Annotated in this window: 16 protein-coding genes; 5 read left to right on the forward strand and 11 right to left on the reverse strand. The window is 70.2% G+C overall.

Going from position 1 to position 16857, the window contains the following annotated elements; genetic code table 11:
- The 3 genes from ACWDRB_RS02000 to iscB form a co-directional block, all read right to left on the reverse strand.
- Complete coding sequence (locus ACWDRB_RS02000; RefSeq protein WP_449891494.1) at positions 1 to 897, reverse strand: hypothetical protein; 897 nt, start codon at positions 895 to 897, stop codon at positions 1 to 3.
- 42 nt (positions 898 to 939) lie between these two features.
- Positions 940 to 1578 carry an SRPBCC family protein gene (locus tag ACWDRB_RS02005; protein ID WP_449891495.1) on the reverse strand — a complete coding sequence of 213 codons (639 nt, stop codon included), beginning with the start codon at positions 1576 to 1578 and terminating at the stop codon, positions 940 to 942.
- A 91-nt stretch (positions 1579 to 1669) separates the two neighbouring features.
- Positions 1670 to 2980, reverse strand: coding sequence for an RNA-guided endonuclease IscB (gene iscB, locus ACWDRB_RS02010; protein ID WP_449891496.1), 1311 nt, complete (start codon positions 2978 to 2980; stop codon positions 1670 to 1672).
- 737 nt (positions 2981 to 3717) lie between these two features.
- On the opposite strand from iscB, the gene ACWDRB_RS02015 reads away from it, so the two are divergent.
- Positions 3718 to 5064 carry a cytochrome ubiquinol oxidase subunit I gene (locus ACWDRB_RS02015; protein WP_449891497.1) on the forward strand — a complete coding sequence of 449 codons (1347 nt, stop codon included), beginning with the start codon at positions 3718 to 3720 and terminating at the stop codon, positions 5062 to 5064.
- A gap of 11 nt (positions 5065 to 5075) precedes the next feature.
- On the forward strand, positions 5076 to 5972 hold the full coding sequence (cydB, locus tag ACWDRB_RS02020; RefSeq protein WP_449891498.1) for a cytochrome d ubiquinol oxidase subunit II: 897 nt from the start codon (positions 5076 to 5078) through the stop codon (positions 5970 to 5972).
- On the opposite strand, the gene ACWDRB_RS02025 is transcribed toward cydB, so the two are convergent.
- Genes ACWDRB_RS02025 through ACWDRB_RS02045 form a run of 5 tightly spaced genes read right to left on the reverse strand, consistent with a single transcriptional unit; the run spans position 5969 to position 10522 of the window.
- The gene (locus tag ACWDRB_RS02025) at positions 5969 to 6697 is read right to left on the reverse strand and encodes an ABC transporter ATP-binding protein (protein ID WP_449891499.1); all 729 of its coding nucleotides are present in this window, start codon (positions 6695 to 6697) and stop codon (positions 5969 to 5971) included. The two genes, cydB and ACWDRB_RS02025, sit on opposite strands and share 4 nt — an antisense overlap.
- 19 nt (positions 6698 to 6716) lie before the next feature.
- Positions 6717 to 7448: an ABC transporter ATP-binding protein gene (locus tag ACWDRB_RS02030; RefSeq protein ID WP_449891500.1), complete on the reverse strand. Its 732-nt coding sequence runs from the start codon at positions 7446 to 7448 to the stop codon at positions 6717 to 6719.
- Positions 7445 to 8434, reverse strand: a complete 990-nt coding sequence (locus tag ACWDRB_RS02035; RefSeq protein ID WP_355194625.1) for a branched-chain amino acid ABC transporter permease — start codon at positions 8432 to 8434, stop codon at positions 7445 to 7447. Before ACWDRB_RS02035 ends, ACWDRB_RS02030 begins: the two co-directional genes overlap by 4 nt.
- Complete coding sequence (locus ACWDRB_RS02040) at positions 8418 to 9299, reverse strand: branched-chain amino acid ABC transporter permease (protein WP_449891501.1); 882 nt, start codon at positions 9297 to 9299, stop codon at positions 8418 to 8420. The genes ACWDRB_RS02035 and ACWDRB_RS02040 overlap by 17 nt, the downstream gene beginning before the upstream one ends.
- Positions 9293 to 10522, reverse strand: a complete 1230-nt coding sequence (locus ACWDRB_RS02045) for an amino acid ABC transporter substrate-binding protein (protein ID WP_350722598.1) — start codon at positions 10520 to 10522, stop codon at positions 9293 to 9295. The genes ACWDRB_RS02040 and ACWDRB_RS02045 overlap by 7 nt, the downstream gene beginning before the upstream one ends.
- Before the next feature lie 104 nt (positions 10523 to 10626).
- On the opposite strand from ACWDRB_RS02045, the gene ACWDRB_RS02050 reads away from it, so the two are divergent.
- From ACWDRB_RS02050 to ACWDRB_RS02060, 3 genes are all read left to right on the forward strand, one after another.
- Positions 10627 to 11658, forward strand: coding sequence for a LacI family DNA-binding transcriptional regulator (locus ACWDRB_RS02050; RefSeq protein ID WP_350722600.1), 1032 nt, complete (start codon positions 10627 to 10629; stop codon positions 11656 to 11658).
- A 105-nt stretch (positions 11659 to 11763) separates the two neighbouring features.
- Positions 11764 to 12474, forward strand: a complete 711-nt coding sequence (locus ACWDRB_RS02055) for a hypothetical protein (RefSeq protein WP_449891502.1) — start codon at positions 11764 to 11766, stop codon at positions 12472 to 12474.
- Positions 12475 to 12502: 28 nt separating this feature from the next.
- On the forward strand, positions 12503 to 14812 hold the full coding sequence (locus ACWDRB_RS02060) for a PQQ-dependent sugar dehydrogenase (RefSeq protein WP_449891503.1): 2310 nt from the start codon (positions 12503 to 12505) through the stop codon (positions 14810 to 14812).
- Here the strand turns inward: ACWDRB_RS02060 and ACWDRB_RS02065 are convergent.
- The 3 genes from ACWDRB_RS02065 to ACWDRB_RS02075 form a co-directional block, all read right to left on the reverse strand.
- Entirely contained in the window at positions 14809 to 15228 is a 420-nt protein-coding gene (locus ACWDRB_RS02065; RefSeq protein WP_350722604.1) for a hypothetical protein, read from the reverse strand. The genes ACWDRB_RS02060 and ACWDRB_RS02065 overlap by 4 nt on opposite strands.
- Positions 15229 to 15278: 50 nt before the next feature.
- Positions 15279 to 15701, reverse strand: a complete 423-nt coding sequence (locus ACWDRB_RS02070) for a hypothetical protein (RefSeq protein WP_449891504.1) — start codon at positions 15699 to 15701, stop codon at positions 15279 to 15281.
- 66 nt (positions 15702 to 15767) lie between these two features.
- A complete protein-coding gene (locus tag ACWDRB_RS02075; protein ID WP_449891505.1) occupies positions 15768 to 16775 on the reverse strand; it encodes a leucine-rich repeat domain-containing protein in 1008 nt (335 codons plus the stop codon).
- Positions 16776 to 16857 lie beyond the last annotated feature (82 nt).

Below are 16857 nucleotides of genomic sequence, written 5' to 3' on the forward strand. Positions count from 1 at the left end.
CTATCCGGCGGCCAGCTCCTCCAGGCGGTAGGGAAGGTACGCCGAGTCGTCCACGAGCGCCGAGGCGCCCCGCCACCACCCGAACCACTCCCCGCTCCGCCACATCCAGTCCACGCGTTCGATGGCGGCCACCACGTCGCCGACCGTCTCCCAGCGCTCGCCGAGCTGCTCCCGGGTGGCGCCGTGCCGCACCGCCCAGGCCCGCAGGACTCCCCCGGCGGCGGCCGGGACCTCGCGGGCGTACGGGTCGGGGTCCTCGCCGGGCAACCGGTGCGGCCCCAGCCCGGCCGCCACTCCCCAGCTCCACTGCGCCTCGGCGGGCCGGGAGTAACGCAGCGAGTGGAAGTCGAGGTTGGACCCGAGATCCTCGTCGGGCCTGCGGGTGACGACCGCGTCGAGCCGCCCGCCGGCGTCGAAGTGAACGACCAGCCGCTGCCCCGGCTTCACCCCGGGCGGCAGCCGGAAGCGGTCCTCGGCATGCCACGAGTTGAGGTCGACCTCGGCGACGGGCCGGCCCCACAGCTGGTCGGCGGCGTCGTCGGAGATCCAGGCGGCCAGCATCTCCAGCGCGGTCAGATCGGTCCAGGGCTCGATCGCGACCGCCGTGCGCACCACCTCGTCGGGGGCCGGCAGCTTGCCGCCCCTGAGCCGGCTCCACCACTCCTCGCCCAGCTCGCGGGTGCCCACGAGCAGCGCGGCGATGGCGGCCAGCTCGGCCGAGCGCCGGGTGAGCGAGGCTCCGAGCGCGAGCCCCAGCGTCCGCTCGGTCCGCTCGTCCCCGAGCACCGGGCGCACGTCGACGATCAAGGTCTCGGCTGTGGGGCGCTCGTCGCCCAGCAGGTTGCGAACGACTCTCCTGGCTTCGGTTCGTGCGTCTTCCGCGTGTGCCTGCCGCATACCAGCCACGCTACGCCTGGAGATCCTTTTCCGCGAGAGCCCTCATGGGCGCCGGGAGGCTCGTCCGATGAGCCAGCCCACCGCGACGCCCGTGAGCGCGATGCCCGCCCCCATCCCGAACGACGCCAGCATCACCCACGGCCGCGTCTGCGTGTGCGGTCTGGGGATCCGCCCGTACACGGCGCCGCCCGCCGGGCTCACCGCTTCCGCCTCGGCGGGCGCCTGCACGCCGGCGGGGACGGCCGCCGCACACAGGTGATCCTCCACGGCCGCGAAGAACTCCCCCGCCGTCCGCTTGGCCACCGACCCCAGCATGCGCTGCCCGACCCCGCCGATCATCCCGCCGATCACCGCGTCGGCGTCGTAGTCGACCCGGGTCCCGTCGTCGACCTCGCTCAGCCGCACCACGACGGTGGCGTCCACCGTCCCGGGCGCCCCCTGCCCGCGCGCCTTGAGCGTGAAGCTCTCGGGCGCCAGCGGGTCGGTGAGCGACACCTCCCCCTGGTAGACGCCCTTGATGGACGCGACGCCCGCGTTCACGGTCATCCGGTACGTGTCCGGCCCGGTCTCCTCTAGGCACTCGCATCCCGGAATGGTGCTCGCCAGCACCGCCGGATCCTGGAGCGCAGCCCATACCCGATCCCTCTGAACGCCGATCACGGCAGTACCCGCCACCTTCATCGGAGTCCCCCAAGGAAACCCAGCCCTTCAGCCTCAGGGCTGGGAGGGATCGGGGTCCCGTCAGGAGTAGCCCGGCGAAGCCGGGACAGCCTCAAGCGCGAAGCGCGCATACTTCCTCCTCCTTCGTGATGGTGTAGGCATAGCCATCCGCCCGCTGCAGCAGGCGGACATGCCGGTGGTGGATGCCCTGAACAGTGCCGTGGGTGGTGGCGATGTTGAAGCTGCCGGTGGCCCGTACGGCGACCCGGCCCGTGTGGGTTCCGGCCTTGTTGCCGGTGGGGACAACAGCGCGGACGAGGTCGCCGGTGGCGAAACCGTAGAACTGCTTGCGGCGCGGGAGCCGCAGGCGGGGAAAACCGTACTTGTCGGTGCGGGTGCGAGTGTGGCTGCCACGGCCCGCGCATCCGGCGATCAGGACGCGGCTGACAGTTTCGGTAATGGTGTCGAGCTTGCCCACCGCAAGTGCGTCGAGGGTGTGGGACTTGGGCAGGCCGCATCGGGTGCGGTTCCACTTGGTCCGGCCACCCGACGCGTTGTGGGTGGGCAGCCGCTGGTCGAGGGCGCGCCATAGCGCCCAGCGGACCGATTGGACGGCGGCGGCGTCCCGCAACGGTGTTTTCGCTTGAGCCAGAATCCGGGCCAGCACTCGGTGGTTGGTGACGAACTCCTCAGCCGGGCGGTTGCTCTTGGCCTGGTTACACCGGATGCAGGCCAGGACCAGGTTCGACACGCGGTCCGAGCCGCCCCGCGACCGGGGATGGACGTGGTCGATATTCAACGGCACACCAGTTGTGCCACAGTAGACGCAGGCGCGGCTGAACTTGGCCAGCAGGTACTCGCGCACCTCGTATCCGTACAGGGTGCCATGCTGGTACTCGGCTCCCTCCAGCGGACGGCCGGCGCTGATGGCGTGGGTGTCGAACGCGACCCGTTCCACGTGCACCACGCGGACCGGCGCCCACCTGGCCAGCCTGTCCACCCACGAAACCATGGTGCCAACGCGGTGCCGCAGCGACGGGGCGAGCCAGCCGCTCGGGCGGGCGCGGTTCAGGAACCGCGGTGCGCGGTAGCGCAGGTTCGCGGACCGGCGCCGCCTGCGGTAGAGAGCTCGTTGCTTCAGTTTCTCGCGGATCTGCGCGCCGCGGTGATCGAGCTGGAGAGCGAACCGGCCGCGGCGCTCCCCGGCCACGGCGGTGAACACGGCGATGCCGGTGTGGCGGGAGCCAGGGTCAACGCCCAGCTCCACCCCGTCGACCTGGCTGTCGGCGGCGGTGCGATCCTTCAAGCGGATCACGAACGGAGTGTGCCGGGCGACCACCGCCCGCCCGGACTTCAGCAGCCTTCGCGCCCTGGCGGGCGTGCACGGCTGCAACGGCGTCCCATGCTTGTCGAGCACGAACACGAACGGGTGCCGCTCACGCGGCTCCTCCCCGGCCTTGAAAGGCTCGGGGGTGACGCCACCAGGCGCAGGTGAACGCCTGGCGATCTCCTCTCGACCATCTTCCGCGCACGGTGCCGTACGGCGCTGCGGGCCCGTTTCGTTCCCGATCCGGGGAGTGTCTGCTGCCCGTAGTTCCAGAGCAGGCTGCTGAGGAAGCACAGCCTGGTGGGTCTTCTGTCCTGCACGAAAGGTAGCCAACGTAGTCACCTCCTTGTCGGTGTTGGCTGGGTCTGGTAACGGCGGCCCTCAGCCCGTGGGGCTGAAAGCCCGTCCTTTGAGGCCGGGATCCCGTTACGTCGCCACTCTAAGCAGCACGGACCGTGCAGATAAGGGCAACAGCTGCCGAAGGAGTGGCGCGTGCCATTTGGTGGTCGAGCGGCGGATTGCCGTCACACACCTCCTGTCACAGAAGCATCACCCACCGCAACATTATTACCCACTGTTATCGAAGTTTTCCATACTGTTTTCGAAGGGGCAGCGGCGCCATCGACCCCCGGGGACCACACCTCCACCCCCGGACGTACGAATGAATCACCCCGGCGGCGGACGCGCCGGGGCCCGTCCGCACGGGATCCTCGATGCGGCAACAACCAACGGGGAGCGATGTGACCAAGCTCGCATCGCGTTGCTCTACGAGCTGTAGTACTACTTCAAGTAGATAAACTACACGCTGTAGAGCTCAGGGAGTCGGCGGGGAGATGGACGCACTTGACCTGGCACGGTGGCAGTTCGGGGTGACCACCGTGTACCACTTTCTGTTCGTCCCCTTGACCATCGGTCTGGGGATCTTCGTGGCGGGCCTGCAGACGGCCTGGCACCGGACAGGGAAAGAGCACTACCTGAAGCTCACGAAGTTCTTCGGGAAGCTGTTCCTGATCAACTTCGCCATGGGCGTGGTCACCGGCATCGTGCAGGAGTTCCAGTTCGGAATGAACTGGAGTGAATACTCCACGTTCGTCGGCGACGTCTTCGGGGCGCCGCTCGCCATGGAGGCGCTGCTGGCCTTCTTCATGGAGTCCACGTTCCTGGGGCTGTGGATCTTCGGATGGGATCGGCTGCCGAAGAAGGCGCACCTGGCGTGCATCTGGGCGGCCGCCATCGGGTCCAACTTGTCGGCGTATTTCATCCTCGCGGCCAACGCCTGGATGAAGCACCCCGTCGGCTACGAGGTCGTGGACGGCAGGGCCAGGATGACCGACCTGTGGGCCGTGCTGACCAACTCCACGGCGGTGGCGCAGGTGCCCCACGTGATCGGGGCGGCGTTCATCGTGGCGGGCGGATTCGTACTGGCCGTGAGCGGCTACTGGCTGCTCAGGACGCGCGCCCCGATGTGGCGCAGCGCGGCCCGCGCCGCCCTCGTCATGACGGCCCTCGCGGGCGCCGTCGTCGCGGGCACCGGCGACATGTCGGCCAGGCTGATGTACGAGCAGCAGCCCATGAAGCTGGCCTCCGCCGAAGGCCTGGAGCGCGACACGGCCGGCGCATCGTTCTCCCTCGTCCCGGGCATCGAGATCCCCAAGGTCCTCAGCTTCCTGTCCGCCCACGACCCGAACGCCACCGTCCAGGGCACCGAGGACCTGCAGCGCCGCTTCGAGCAGCAGTTCGGCCCGGGCGACTACCGGCCGAACGAGCCGGTCGTGTTCTGGTCGTTCCGCGTGATGATGGGGTTCGGGATGGCCACGGTGGGCCTGTCGGTGCTGGGCCTCTGGCTGACCCGGCGCAGGCGTGAGTTCCCGAGATGGCTGTCGCGGGCGATGCTCCTGGCGGTGCCGCTGCCGCTGCTCTCGGTGATCGCCGGGTGGCTGCTGAGCGAGGTCGGCCGCCAGCCGTGGACGGTCGCGGGCGAGCTGCTCACCGCCTCCAGCGTGTCGCCGGGGGTGAGCCTGGCCGAGGTGGCCACGTCCCTGACGATCTTCACACTCCTGTACGGCGCGCTCGCCGTGGCCGAGGTCGTCCTGCTGACCAGGCATGTCCGCAAGGGCGTCGAGGAGCAGGCGCCCACCCCCGCCGCCGCCGAGCGGCGCGAGCCGTCGCTGATGTACTGAGGGAGCAGACAATGATCGAGTTGTGGTTCGTCATCATCGCCTTCCTCTGGACGGGCTACTTCGTGCTGGAGGGCTTCGACTTCGGCGTCGGCATGCTGGCCCCGCTGGTCAGCCGCAACCCCGGCGAGCAGCGGCAGAGCCTGCAGACCATTGGCCCGGTGTGGGACGGCAACGAGGTGTGGCTGATCACCGCCGTCGGCGCCATGTTCGCCGCGTTCCCCGCCTGGTACGCGGGGGTGTTCAGCTCGTTCTACCTGCCGGTGACGCTCGTCCTGGTCGGCCTGATCGTGCGCGGCGTCGGCCTGGAGTGGCGCGGCAAGGTGAAGGACCCGCGCTGGTGCGACCTGGGCATCGTGGTGGGCAGCGCGCTCCCGGCGTTCCTGTGGGGGGCGGTCTTCGCCGACCTGGTGTTCGACAGCGTGCCGGCCGCCCTGCTGGGAGGCGCGTTCTCGCTGGCGGTGTGCGCCCTGCACGGCGCCGTCTTCCTGGCGCTCAAGACCACCGGCCCGGTACGCCGCCGCGCCCGCGTCGTGGCGATGGCCGCCAGCGGCGTGGCCGTTCCGGTGGCCGTGGCCGCCCTGTCGAGCCTGGGCACGTTCCCCGCGCTGGCCGCCATGGCGGCGCTGGCGGCCGCCACGGCGCTGATCTGGCGCCGCCGCGAGGGCTGGGCCTTCGCGGCCACGGCGGGGGCGATCGTGCTGTCGACCCTGGCGGTCTTCATGGAGCTGCGCCTGCGCCCGTTCCCCGGCCTGACGCTGGCGGAGGCGGCCTCCGGGCCGTACACGCTGACGATGCTGAGCTGGATCGGCCTGATCACGCTCCCGTTCGTGCTGGTCTACCAGGGGTGGACGTACTGGGTGTTCAGGAAGCGCGTCCGGGTGGAGGGCACCCTCCTCACGCAGGGCTAGGTGACAGGGGCGCCGCCGAGATAGAGGCGGCCGAGCCGGGGGTCGGCGGCCAGCTCGCGGGCGGGACCGGAGATGTGGACACGGCCGAGGTCGAGCACGCAGCCGACGTCGGCCATCTCCAGCGCCCGGCGCGCGTTCTGCTCCACCAGCAGCACGGCGACGCCCGTACGGCGCATCAGGTCGATCTGGTCGAAGACCACCTGCGTGTTACGCGGGTCGAGCCCCATCGACGGCTCGTCCAGCAGCACCACGGAGGGCTCCAGCATGAGCGCCCGCGCGAACTCCACCTGCTTCTGCTGCCCGCCCGACAGCAGCCCGGCCATGCTCCCCCACCGCTCGCCCACCACGGGGAACAGCTCCTTGACCGCCTCCATCCGGGCCTGGAGCTTCGCGGAGTCGCGCACGGTGAAGCCGCCGAGCCGCACGTTCTCGGCCACGGTCATCTCGCGGAACACGCTGTGCCCCTGCAGCACGTGGGCGAGCCCGCGCTCGAGCAGGCGCTGCGGCGACAGGCCGGTCACGTCCTGGCCGGCCAGCAGGACCCGCCCCGACCGGGGCGCGAGCAGCCCGCTGGCGACCTTGAGCGCGGTGGACTTGCCCGCGCCGTTCGGCCCCACCAGGCAGACGACCTCGCCGGCGCGCACGGTGACGGTCAGCCCGCGCAGCACCGGCGCGGCCCTGCCGTAGCCGGCCTCGACGTCCTCCAGCGCCAGAACGGTGCTCATGGGTCGCTCACCGCTCCTCTCAGACACCGAGGTACGCCTCCAGCACGCGCGGGTCGTCCCGCACCTCGGCGGGCGGGCCCGCCGCGATCGGCGCTCCCCGGTCGAAGACGATCACGTGGTCGCACATGCCCATCACCATGTCCATGTTGTGCTCGACGACGAGGAACGTACGGCCCTCCGCGTTGAGGTCGCGTACGAGCGAGACGATCCGGTCGATCAGCGCCGGGTTGACCCCGCCCGCCGGCTCGTCCAGCAGCACCAGCTCGGGCTCGGCCATGAGGACGGCGGCCAGCTCCAGCAGCTTCTGCTGGCCGTAGGACAGGTCGCGGGCCTCGGCGTCCTCCAGGTGCTCGATGCCCATGCGCCGCAGCCAGTGCCGGGCCCGCTCGACCTCGCCCTGGTCCCGCAGCCCGGCCAGCAGCTCGCGCAGGCGGGTGCGGCGGACGGCGACCAGCATGTTCTCCAGCACGGTCAGGCGCGGGAAGACGCGGCAGAGCTGGAAGGTGCGGCCGATGCCGGCGTGCGCGACGCGGTGCGGCGAGTGGCGGGTGATGTCGCGGTCGCGGTAGAGCACCCGGCCGGAGTCCGGCTTGATCATGCCGGTGACGATGTTGAAGAACGTGGTCTTGCCGGAGCCGTTGGGGCCGATCAGGCCGTTGATCCTGCCCTCCTGGAGCTCGACGCTCGCGCCGTCCACGGCGAGCACCCCGCCGAACGACCTGGTCAGTCCCTCGGTGCGCAGCGAAGTCATCGGGCCACCCCCTGGAGCCGCTGTTCGGCCGTCTCGTCCGGGATGGAGGGCCCGGCGCGCCTCCTGGTGAGCCGGGCGAGGATGCCGTCCGGCATGAACAGCACGACCAGCACGAGCAGCAGGCCCGTCGCGGTCAGGTGGATCTGCGTCTCGCCCAGCGCGATCAGGAAGTACTCGCCGGCCGGGGCCACGATGAGCGCCCCGAGCAGCGGCCCGAACAGGTGCCTGACCCCGCCGAGCAGGCTCATCAGCACCATGTACGACCCGATGAGGATGGAGAAGACGAAGATCGGGTCGAGGCTGCCGAACCAGACCGCGTAGAGCCCTCCGGCGAGCGACACGAACAGGGCCGACAGGGCGAAGGCCGTCACCTTGTACGCCCCTGTCGGCACCCCCAGGGACTCGGCCTTGTCCTCGTCCTCCCTGATCGCCCGCAGGCCGGCGCCGAACCGGGAGCGCGAGACGTACCACCAGGACAGCAGCGCGAGCCCGAGCAGCGCCAGGAACAGGTAGAAGAACACGATGTGCGTCTGCCCCCGGTGCAGGTCGGGGAAGGGCGAGGGGACCTGCAGCCCGGTGGAGCCGCCGGTGAGCGAGCGCCAGCCCTGCACGACGAGGTTCATCATCGACACGAGCGCGATCGACACGATCACGAACGACGCGCCGCGCACCCGCACGGCCGCGACGCCGACGAACACGGCGAACGCCGTCACGGCCACGGCCGACACCAGCAGGGCCGCGACCCACGGCACGCCCAGGCGCACGATCAGCAGGCCGGTCCCGTACGCGCCGAGGCCGAAGAACGCCGAGTGGCCGAGGGAGACGTATCCGGTGAAACCGCCCAGCAGGTTCCAGGACGTGGACATGGCCGCGTACATGACGGTCAGCGCGCCCGCGTACACGAGGTAGTAGTTGGGGACCAGCCACGGATAGGCCAGCGCCAGGCAGGCGACCAGCAGCGGGATCCCTCTAGAAGCGATGCGCAAGTCGGCCTCCGAAGAACCCCTGAGGGCGCGCGAGCAGCGTCAGGAAGAGGAAGACGTAGAACATCATCGTGGCCCAGGTGGCGTCCACGGTCACCAGCACGAGGCCCTCGACCACGCCGAGCAGGACGGCCGCCAGCGCCGCGCCGATCACGCTCCCCAGCCCCCCGACCACGATGATGGCCATGAGCTTGCCGATCCACACCCAGTGCGAGGCGGGGAAGAACGGCGTGATGAGCGCGAGCACGGTGCCGCCGACGGCCGCGGTGGCGAGGCCGACGCCGAAGCCGTACCCGGCGACCCGCTCGGTCTGGACGCCGACCAGCCGGGCCGCCTCCCGGTGCTGGATGGTGGCCCGCAGCGCCTGCCCGAACCGGCTCTTGACCAGCACCGCGAACAGCACCGCGAGGGTGAGCGCCGCGACGAAGAACGCGATGATCTTGTCGTACGGGAGGTGCACGCCGCCGATCGTCAGCGACTTGGTCGCGTACTCCATGCTGACCGACTTGTAGGACCCGGTGTAGATCGTCCCGAGCAGCCCCTCGATCGTCAGCGCGATCCCGAACGTCAGCAGCACCGACATCATCGCCAGGTTGTCCGGCGCCAGCCGCGCGACGAGCAGCCGCTGCACCACCACGCCCAGCGCGAAGAAGAGCGGCACGGTGACGGGCAGCGCCAGGAACGGGTCCACGCCGAACGTCGTGTGCACGGTGTAGGTCAGATAGGCGGCCAGGAACAGGAACGCGGGGTGGGCCACCATGACCACCCGCATCACCCCGAAGTACAGCGACAGACCGGAGGCCAGCAGCGCGTAGAGGCCTCCGGTCAGCACGCCCAGGGCAAGCCCCTGCAGGAGCAGGCTCACCATGGCTTCTTCGGGTAGACGAGGTCGGCCGTCTTGGCCTGCTCGGGGAGCACGATCTCGACCTTTCCGCCGACGTACTGCTGGATCATGTGCGCCTGCTCGGGCCTGCCCTGGTCGTCGAAGGAGAGCTTGCCCACGACCGTGTCGAACGTGCCCTGCCTGATGTGGTCGGCCAGCTTGTCCTGGCACTCCTTGGTGGCGTCGACGCACTTGGCGGCGTTCACGGCGGCCTCGACGACCTGGCCGACGGTGAAGCCGTTGGCGGTGTCCTCGTTCGCCTCGCCGTTGAACATCTCCTTGTGGCGTTTGATCATCTCCTGGTTGCCGGTGAAGGTGGCCGTGGCCGACCAGCCGACGGGCGAGATGATGCTCTCGGCCGCCCCCTTCACCGCGGCGGGGAACTCCGGCTCCGTCGGCCCCGTCGAGAACGCCGCCAGCTTGGGCTGCACCTTCAGCTCCTGCAGCGCGCGCACCAGGCCCACGGAGTCCTCGAACTGCGTGCCGCCCACCACGATGTCCGGCTTGGCCGCGGCGATCTTGGCGGCGATGGGCGAGAAGTCGGTGGTCTCGGGCGGGTAGACCTCGTCCACGACCGTCTTGATCCCGGCCGCGGCCAGCTTGTCCCGCAGCCCGTACGCGGTGCCCTGCGCGAACGGGTCGTCCAGGCTCGCGTACGCCGCCGTCTTCGGCCGCTTGTCGGCCGGCAGCTTGATGATGTAGTCGGCCAGGTAGTTGTAGTGGTCGCTGGCGATCGCCGGCGCCGCGTAGAACAGCCGCTTGAAGCCCTGCTCGAAGACCTCCTTGGCGGCCCCGGCCGGCTCCACGAACAGCATGTTGTACGACTCCGCGACCTTCGCCGCGGGGATCACCAGCCGCGACGAGAACGGTCCGAAGACCAGGTTGACCTTGTCCTGGGTGATGAGCGACTCGTAGTCGGAGCTGACCCGGTTGGGGTCGGAGGCGTCGTCGCGGAAGATCAGCTCGACCTTCCTGCCCAGCAGGCCGCCCTTGGCGTTCACCCGGTCGGCCCAGACCTGGTAGCCGTCCTTGATGCCGTTGCCGGGCTCGGCGAAGTCACCCGTGAGCGGAAGGGAGATGCCGATCTTGACCGGACCCTGCTGCTGCCCCGCCGGCTGAGCCGTCCCCGGCTCGTCGGTCTTGGCGCAGGCAGTCAGGGCCAAAGCGCACATCGAAGTGATCGTCAGGCTCTTGAGAACTCTTGCCATCGAGGAAATCCCCCGTCAGAAGAGGCGCCACGAAAGCGCTTACGTAAGCGCTTTCGGTTACGATTACACGAGATCCGGCCCCGGACAAGGGGGGTTCTCAGCGCATGACCGAGCGATCTCATCCACCCCGCCTCGTCGACGTGGCCAAGGCCGCGGGGGTCTCGCTGGCCACGGCCTCCCGGGCCCTGACGGGCAGCAGCGGCGTGAGCGCCGAGGTCGCCGCCCACGTCCAGGCGGTCGCGTCCCAGGTCGGCTACGTGCCCAACAGCCACGCGCGGGCCCTGGCCGGCGGGCAGGCGTCCATGGTCGGGCTGATCGTGCACGACGTCGGCGACCCCTACTTCGGCGAGATCGCCAGGGGCGTGCTGCGCGAGACCGAGAGCCGCGGCTACATGGCGCTCATCAGCCAGACCGAGCGCGACCCGCGTGCCGAGCTGTCCCGGGTCCGGGCGTTGCGCGCGCACCGCGTGACCTCGATCGTGCTGGCCGGGTCCGGCTACGTCGATGCGGCGACCGAGGCCGACATCGCCACCGAGGTGCGCTCGTTCACGGCGGCGGGCGGCCGGGTGGCCGTCATCGGCCGCCACCACCTGCCGGTGGACGCCGTGCTGCCCGACAACGCGGCCGGCGGCTCCACGCTCATGCACCACCTGCTCGACCTGGGCCACCGCCGCCTCGGCGTGCTCGGCGGCCCGGCCAACCTGACCACGGTGGAAGACCGGCTGGCCGGGCTGCGGGCGGCGCTGGCCGCGGCCGGGCTCGACTGGCGCTCGTTCCCCGTCGTGCACGGCGACTTCACCAGGGAGGGCGGCGCGGCCGCCACGGCCCGGCTGATGCGGGCGCACCCCGACCTGACGGCCGTGGTCGCGCTCAACGACCCGATGGCGGTGGGCGCGCTGTCGTGGCTGCTCAACAACGGGCGCAGGGTGCCCGGGGAGATCTCGGTGGCCGGGTTCGACGACGTGCCGGTGGCGCGCGACGTGTATCCGGCGCTCACCACGATCAGGCTGCCCATGGTCGAGATGGGCAAGCAAGCGCTTGAGCTAGTTCTCAAGCCGCCCGCCTCGCGCCCGCGCCGCCGCCGCACCGCGCACGAGCTGGTCGTACGCGCCTCCACGGCCCCACCGCCGCCTTGACACCGGTCCACCGACCCTCTTGACAGCCGGATCTTCCGGGTTAGTTTCTTTACGGAAGCGCTTTCGGAAGCGCTTACGTTGAGCCATCCGGCGAGAGGATCCTGGATGTCAGCCTTTCGCACCCTCCTCCTGACGGCCATGCTCGCGCTGGCCGTACCGATCCCCGCGCAGGCCGCCACCGCCACGGTGGCACCGGAGTGCGGCCCCGGCCATGCCAAGGTGAAGCAGGTCAACGACGGGCGCAACTGGGCGCCCGTGACACCCGCCAAGTGGCAGTTCCCCGGCGACCAGGTGATCCTCGCCGAGGCCGGCGTCGCCCGCCCGGGCCCGCGCCGGCCCTTCGAGTACGCGGTGCTGAAGACGGGCCCCGAGTTCGGCTCGGTGCGGATCGACGCGCAGGTCCGCCTGGACACCCCGACCAGCGTCAGCAACCGCGACGTGATCATCGTGTTCGGCTACCGGTCGGACACGGAGTTCTACTACGTCCACCTCTCGCAGGACAACACCATCTACCCGCACAACGGGATCTTCGTCGTCAACAACGCGGACCGTCTGCGCATCGACGACCAGTGGAACGGCCAGGTGGGCGCGCCGCCCGCGGTCATCGACACGGCGTGGCACCGCGTCCGCGTCACCCACTGCGTCGAGACCGGCCGCATCGCGGTCTACATGGACGGCGCCACGACGCCGCTGATCACGGCCACCGACCGCACGTTCGCGTCGGGCCGGGTCGGCTTCGGCTCTTTCGACAACATCGGCAGGATGCGCGACATGACCGTCAAGGGCACCCCTGCCTGCGACAGCGCCGATCAATAGCCCTCGACTCCCCTGGTGGTGAGCAGGTATGCCGAAAACCCTCCGGTGCCTGATCGCCGCGGTGCTGGTGACCGCGTTATGCGCGCCGCCGGCAGCCGCGCAGGCCGACCCGACCCCCGTCGACGACCCCATCCCCGAGAAGCCGACCGCCTCGGGGCTGACGCTGACGCTGGAGGAGTTCGCCTCGTTCCCGAAGACGGAGACGACTCCCGAGCCGACCGACCCGCGCCTGGTCCGCACGGCCAGGATCAACTACCTGGGCGAGCTCCCCGACGGCTCGCGCCGCCTGTTCGTCAACGACCTCAACGGCAAGCTCTACTTCCTCGACAAGGGCCAGCCGCGCGAATACCTGGACGTCGGCGCGACTTTCGCGCCCGACTTCGTCTCCGGGCGCGGCCTGGGCAGCGGGTTCGGCTTCGCCGCCTTCCACCCCGAATTCGCCAGGAACGGCAAGTTCTACACCGTGCACACCGAGTGGGGCAACGCGCTGACCACGAAGACCCCCGACCTGACGCCGCAGCCCAGCACCAGGTTCCACGGCGTCATCACCGAGTGGACGGCCACCGACCCGAAGGCGAACGTCTTCTCCGGCACCCGCAGGGAGGTGCTGCGGCTCGGCTTCAGCGGCCAGATCCACGGCATCCAGCAGATCGACTTCAACCCGACGGCCCGCAAGGGCGACAAGGACTACGGCCTGCTGTACGTCGCCGCCGGTGACGGCGCCCGCGGCGTGTCCAGCGACGACCCGCAGAACCTGGCCATCCCGCAGGGCAAGATCCTCAGGATCGACCCGGCCGGCACGAACGGCGCCAACGGCAGGTACGGCGTCCCCGCCGCCAACCCGTTCGCCGGACAGGCCGGCAAGCTCGGCGAGATCTACGCGTACGGCATGCGCGACCCCCACCGCTTCAGCTGGGACCCGCAGGCCGGCAACCGGCTGTTCCTCGGCCACATCGGCGAGCACGCCATCGAGGCCATCTACGACGTCGGCGCCGGCGACAACCTGGGCTGGAGCGAGCGCGAGGGCTCGTTCGTGTTCAGCAAGTCCGACCGCTGCCACCTCTACACGCTGCCGGACGACGACGCGCAGTACGGCTACACCTACCCGGTGGCCGCCTACGACCACGACCCGCCGCCCGGACACTCCTGCACCTCCGACAGCGGCCACGCCGTCACCGGCGGGTTCGTCTACCGCGGGCAGAAGCTGCCGCTGCTGTACGGCAAGTACCTGTTCGGCGACATCGTGGACGGCCAGGTCTTCTTCACCGTCGCCTCCGAGATGGACGAGCGCACCGGCCGCCGGGCCACGATCCACAAGCCGCGGCTGGTGGACACGTCCGGAAAGCAGCTGACCATGCAGGACCTGGCCGGGAGCACCCGGGTGGACCTGCGCTTCGGCCGGGACGGCGCGGGCGAGCTCTACGTCCTGTCCAAGGCGAACGGGAAGATCTGGAAGATCACCAAGGCCGGCTGGACCCCGTCGGAGCTGCTGCCGACCCTGCGTAAGAACCTGGTGGCCGCGTACGACTTCGAGCACCCGCTGCCCGCCGACCCGGCCCAGGAGCAGGACCAGGGCCTGTCCGGCACGAACATCACGCTGGTCAACGGCGGCGCCGCCATGCGCGTGGCCGACCAGGCCTACCGGGGCAGCACGTACGCGCTGCAGACCCGCCAGGTCGATCCGGCCACGACCGGCAACGACGACTGGAAGGCCGGCGTCTACGGCGCGGACGGCGTGCCGACGCTGCGCGCGTTCAACGGCGTCAAGGGCGCGACCGTCATGGGCTGGTTCAAGATGCTGGGCGACGGCCCGGCGCCCAACTCCAACACCGAGGACCCGGCCGACTTCTTCAACGCGATCGGCCTGGCCGGGGTGCTCAGCGGCAACTCCCAGGGGCACGACGTCCGGGCCCTGCTCGAGCTCATCACGGTGAACGGCGAGATGAGGGTCGTGGCGCTCGCCCGGCGCGTGGACGGCAGCGCCTCCCAGACGTTCGCCGCGAACAAGCCCTGGCGGGAGGTGCTGCCTCGGGACCAGTGGGTGTTCCTGGCCGCGACGTTCGACTTCGACAAGGGGACGATGAAGCTCTACAGGAACGGCCGCCCGCTCGACGGGTTCTACTCGGTCACCGGCGACCCGTGGGGCGTCGAAGGGGACCCCGAGCCGGACGTCACCTCGGCGACGGACCCGAGAGGCATCAAGATCGGCGGTAGCTTTCCGCAGAACACCAGGGAGCAGAACCCCTGCGACTGCCGGATGGACGGCCTGATGTTCCTGGACCGCGTCGCGGCCCCGGCCGAGGTCTGGGCCCAGTACGAGTTGCTGAAGCTCCGCTAGCCGATGGTCTTCATCTGCTTCGTACGGTGATCAGTGAGGTGGAGGTCGCCGCCGAGCCGCTCCTTCAGCAGGTCGAGCACCTTGCGACTGGACAGCACGGTCCAGAGGTTGCCGACCAGGTGGGGGTTGTACTCGGGGGCGGCGTCCATCCAGGCGTCCTTGCCCGCCTGCGTCTTGAACGTCGTGACGAAGAACTCGCCATCGGGGGTCTTGCAGTAGCCGGTGCGGATCTCGGCGGCGTTGACCTGCATCTTCGGCTTGCAGCCGACCTTGGCCGAGAGCTGCTCGACGGTGAGGGGGGCGGCGTGGCCCTGCTTTCCGGCTGCTGCGACATAGCCGCCTCCGCTCCCTGAGGAGCATCCGGCGACCAGTCCGGCCAGCAGCGCGAAAGCGGCCAGACGTGGAAGTGTCGTCATGTGCGAAGGTACGCGGGCCCACCAGCCCCGGTTCACCTCATACCGATTGGTTACTTCGGTGGCGCCGGCGTCTGGGAGACCCTGTGGTCCATCAGATGCAGATCGCCGCTGAGCGGCTCCTTCAGCTGCTCCAGCACCGGGAGCGGGCCCAGGACGGTCCACTGCGGGCCGACCAGGTGCGGGTTGTACTCCGGCGCCCGGTCCATCCACTCGTCCTTGAGCTTCTCGCTGGCGAACGTGTTGACGAAGAACTGGCCCGCCTTGGTCTTGCAGTAGCCGGTGCGGATCTCGGTGGCCTCGACCTGCATCTTCGGCTTGCAGCCGACCTTGGAGGAGAGTTGCTCGACGGTGAGGATTGCCGCTGGTTTCTGCGTTTCGCCCGCTGCGACGTAGTCGCCCCAGCCCCCTGAGGAGCATCCGGCGACCAGTCCGGCCAGCAGCGCGAAAGCGGCCAGACGTGGAAATGTCGTCATGTGCGGAGGTACGCACCCTCGATCACCCCGGTTCACCCCGAATCAGCCCAAACCTGAGCGATTCCATCAGCGCAGGATGACGCAGCCCTGATCGCGGAGCCGTCGCAGCACCTCAGGCTCGCCGTCGAGCTTGTTCCACCGCAGGTCGAGCTTCTCCAGCGGGGGCAGGCTCGCGGGCAGCTCGCGCAGCCGGTTGTTGCGCAGGTCGAGGTGCCTGAGCCCGGGCGGCAGGCGGTCCGGCAGCTCGCGGAGGTGGTTGTTGCGCAGGTCGAGCACGCGCAGCTCGCCCAGCTCGGCGATGGAGGCGGGCAGCCGGGTCAGCCGGTTGCCCTGCGCGTGCAGCTCCCGCAGCCCGGCCAGGCCGCCGATGGCCTCGGGCAGCGACTCCAGCCGGTTGTTGTAGAGGCGCAGCTCCACCAGCGCGGCCATCCGCCCCAGCGACTCGGGCAGCCGGGTGAGCCGGTTGTCGGTGAGGTTGAGGTAGGCGAGCCGGTCCAGCCGCCCGATCGCCTCCGGCACCTCGGTGAACCGGTTGTCGCTCAGGTAGAGGTAGTCGGTCAGGTCCAGGTCGCCCAGCTCGGGCGGGACGGAGTCGAGCCGGTTGTGCCCGAGGTCCAGCATGCGCAGCCGGGTCAGCCCGCCGATCGCGGCCGGGACCTCGGTGAGCGCGTTCTCGGCGAGGTTGAGGGATTCGAGGCCGGTCAACTTCCAGAGCGAGCCGGGCACGTCGGTCAGCCCGTTGCCGCCCGCGGCGAGGTGCCGCAGGGCGGGGCTCAGCCGGTCGGGGATCGCGCCGACGCGGTTGCCGTACAGGAAGAGCACCTCCAGGCGCGGCGGGCAGCCGGGGAAGGACGTCAGCTCGTTGCCGTCCAGGTGCAGCGCGCGCAGCGCGGTGAGCCGCGACAGGTCGGGCAGCGAGCGCAGCCGGTTGCCGTCGAGCCTGAGCTCCTCCAGCGCGGTGAGCCCGGCCACCCAGGCGGGCACCTCGGCGATGTCGTTCCAGGCCAGGTCGATCAGGCGGACGTCGGCGGGAACGGCGGGGAATTCGGTCAGACCGGAAGCGGGCGCACGCATGGCGCCGATCATCCCACGGCGCGGGTCATCGGTCGGCGCGGGTCATCGTGCAGCGGGTCATCGGTCGGCGGGTCGCCGGTGG

The organism is Nonomuraea sp. NPDC003707, from assembly GCF_053587055.1.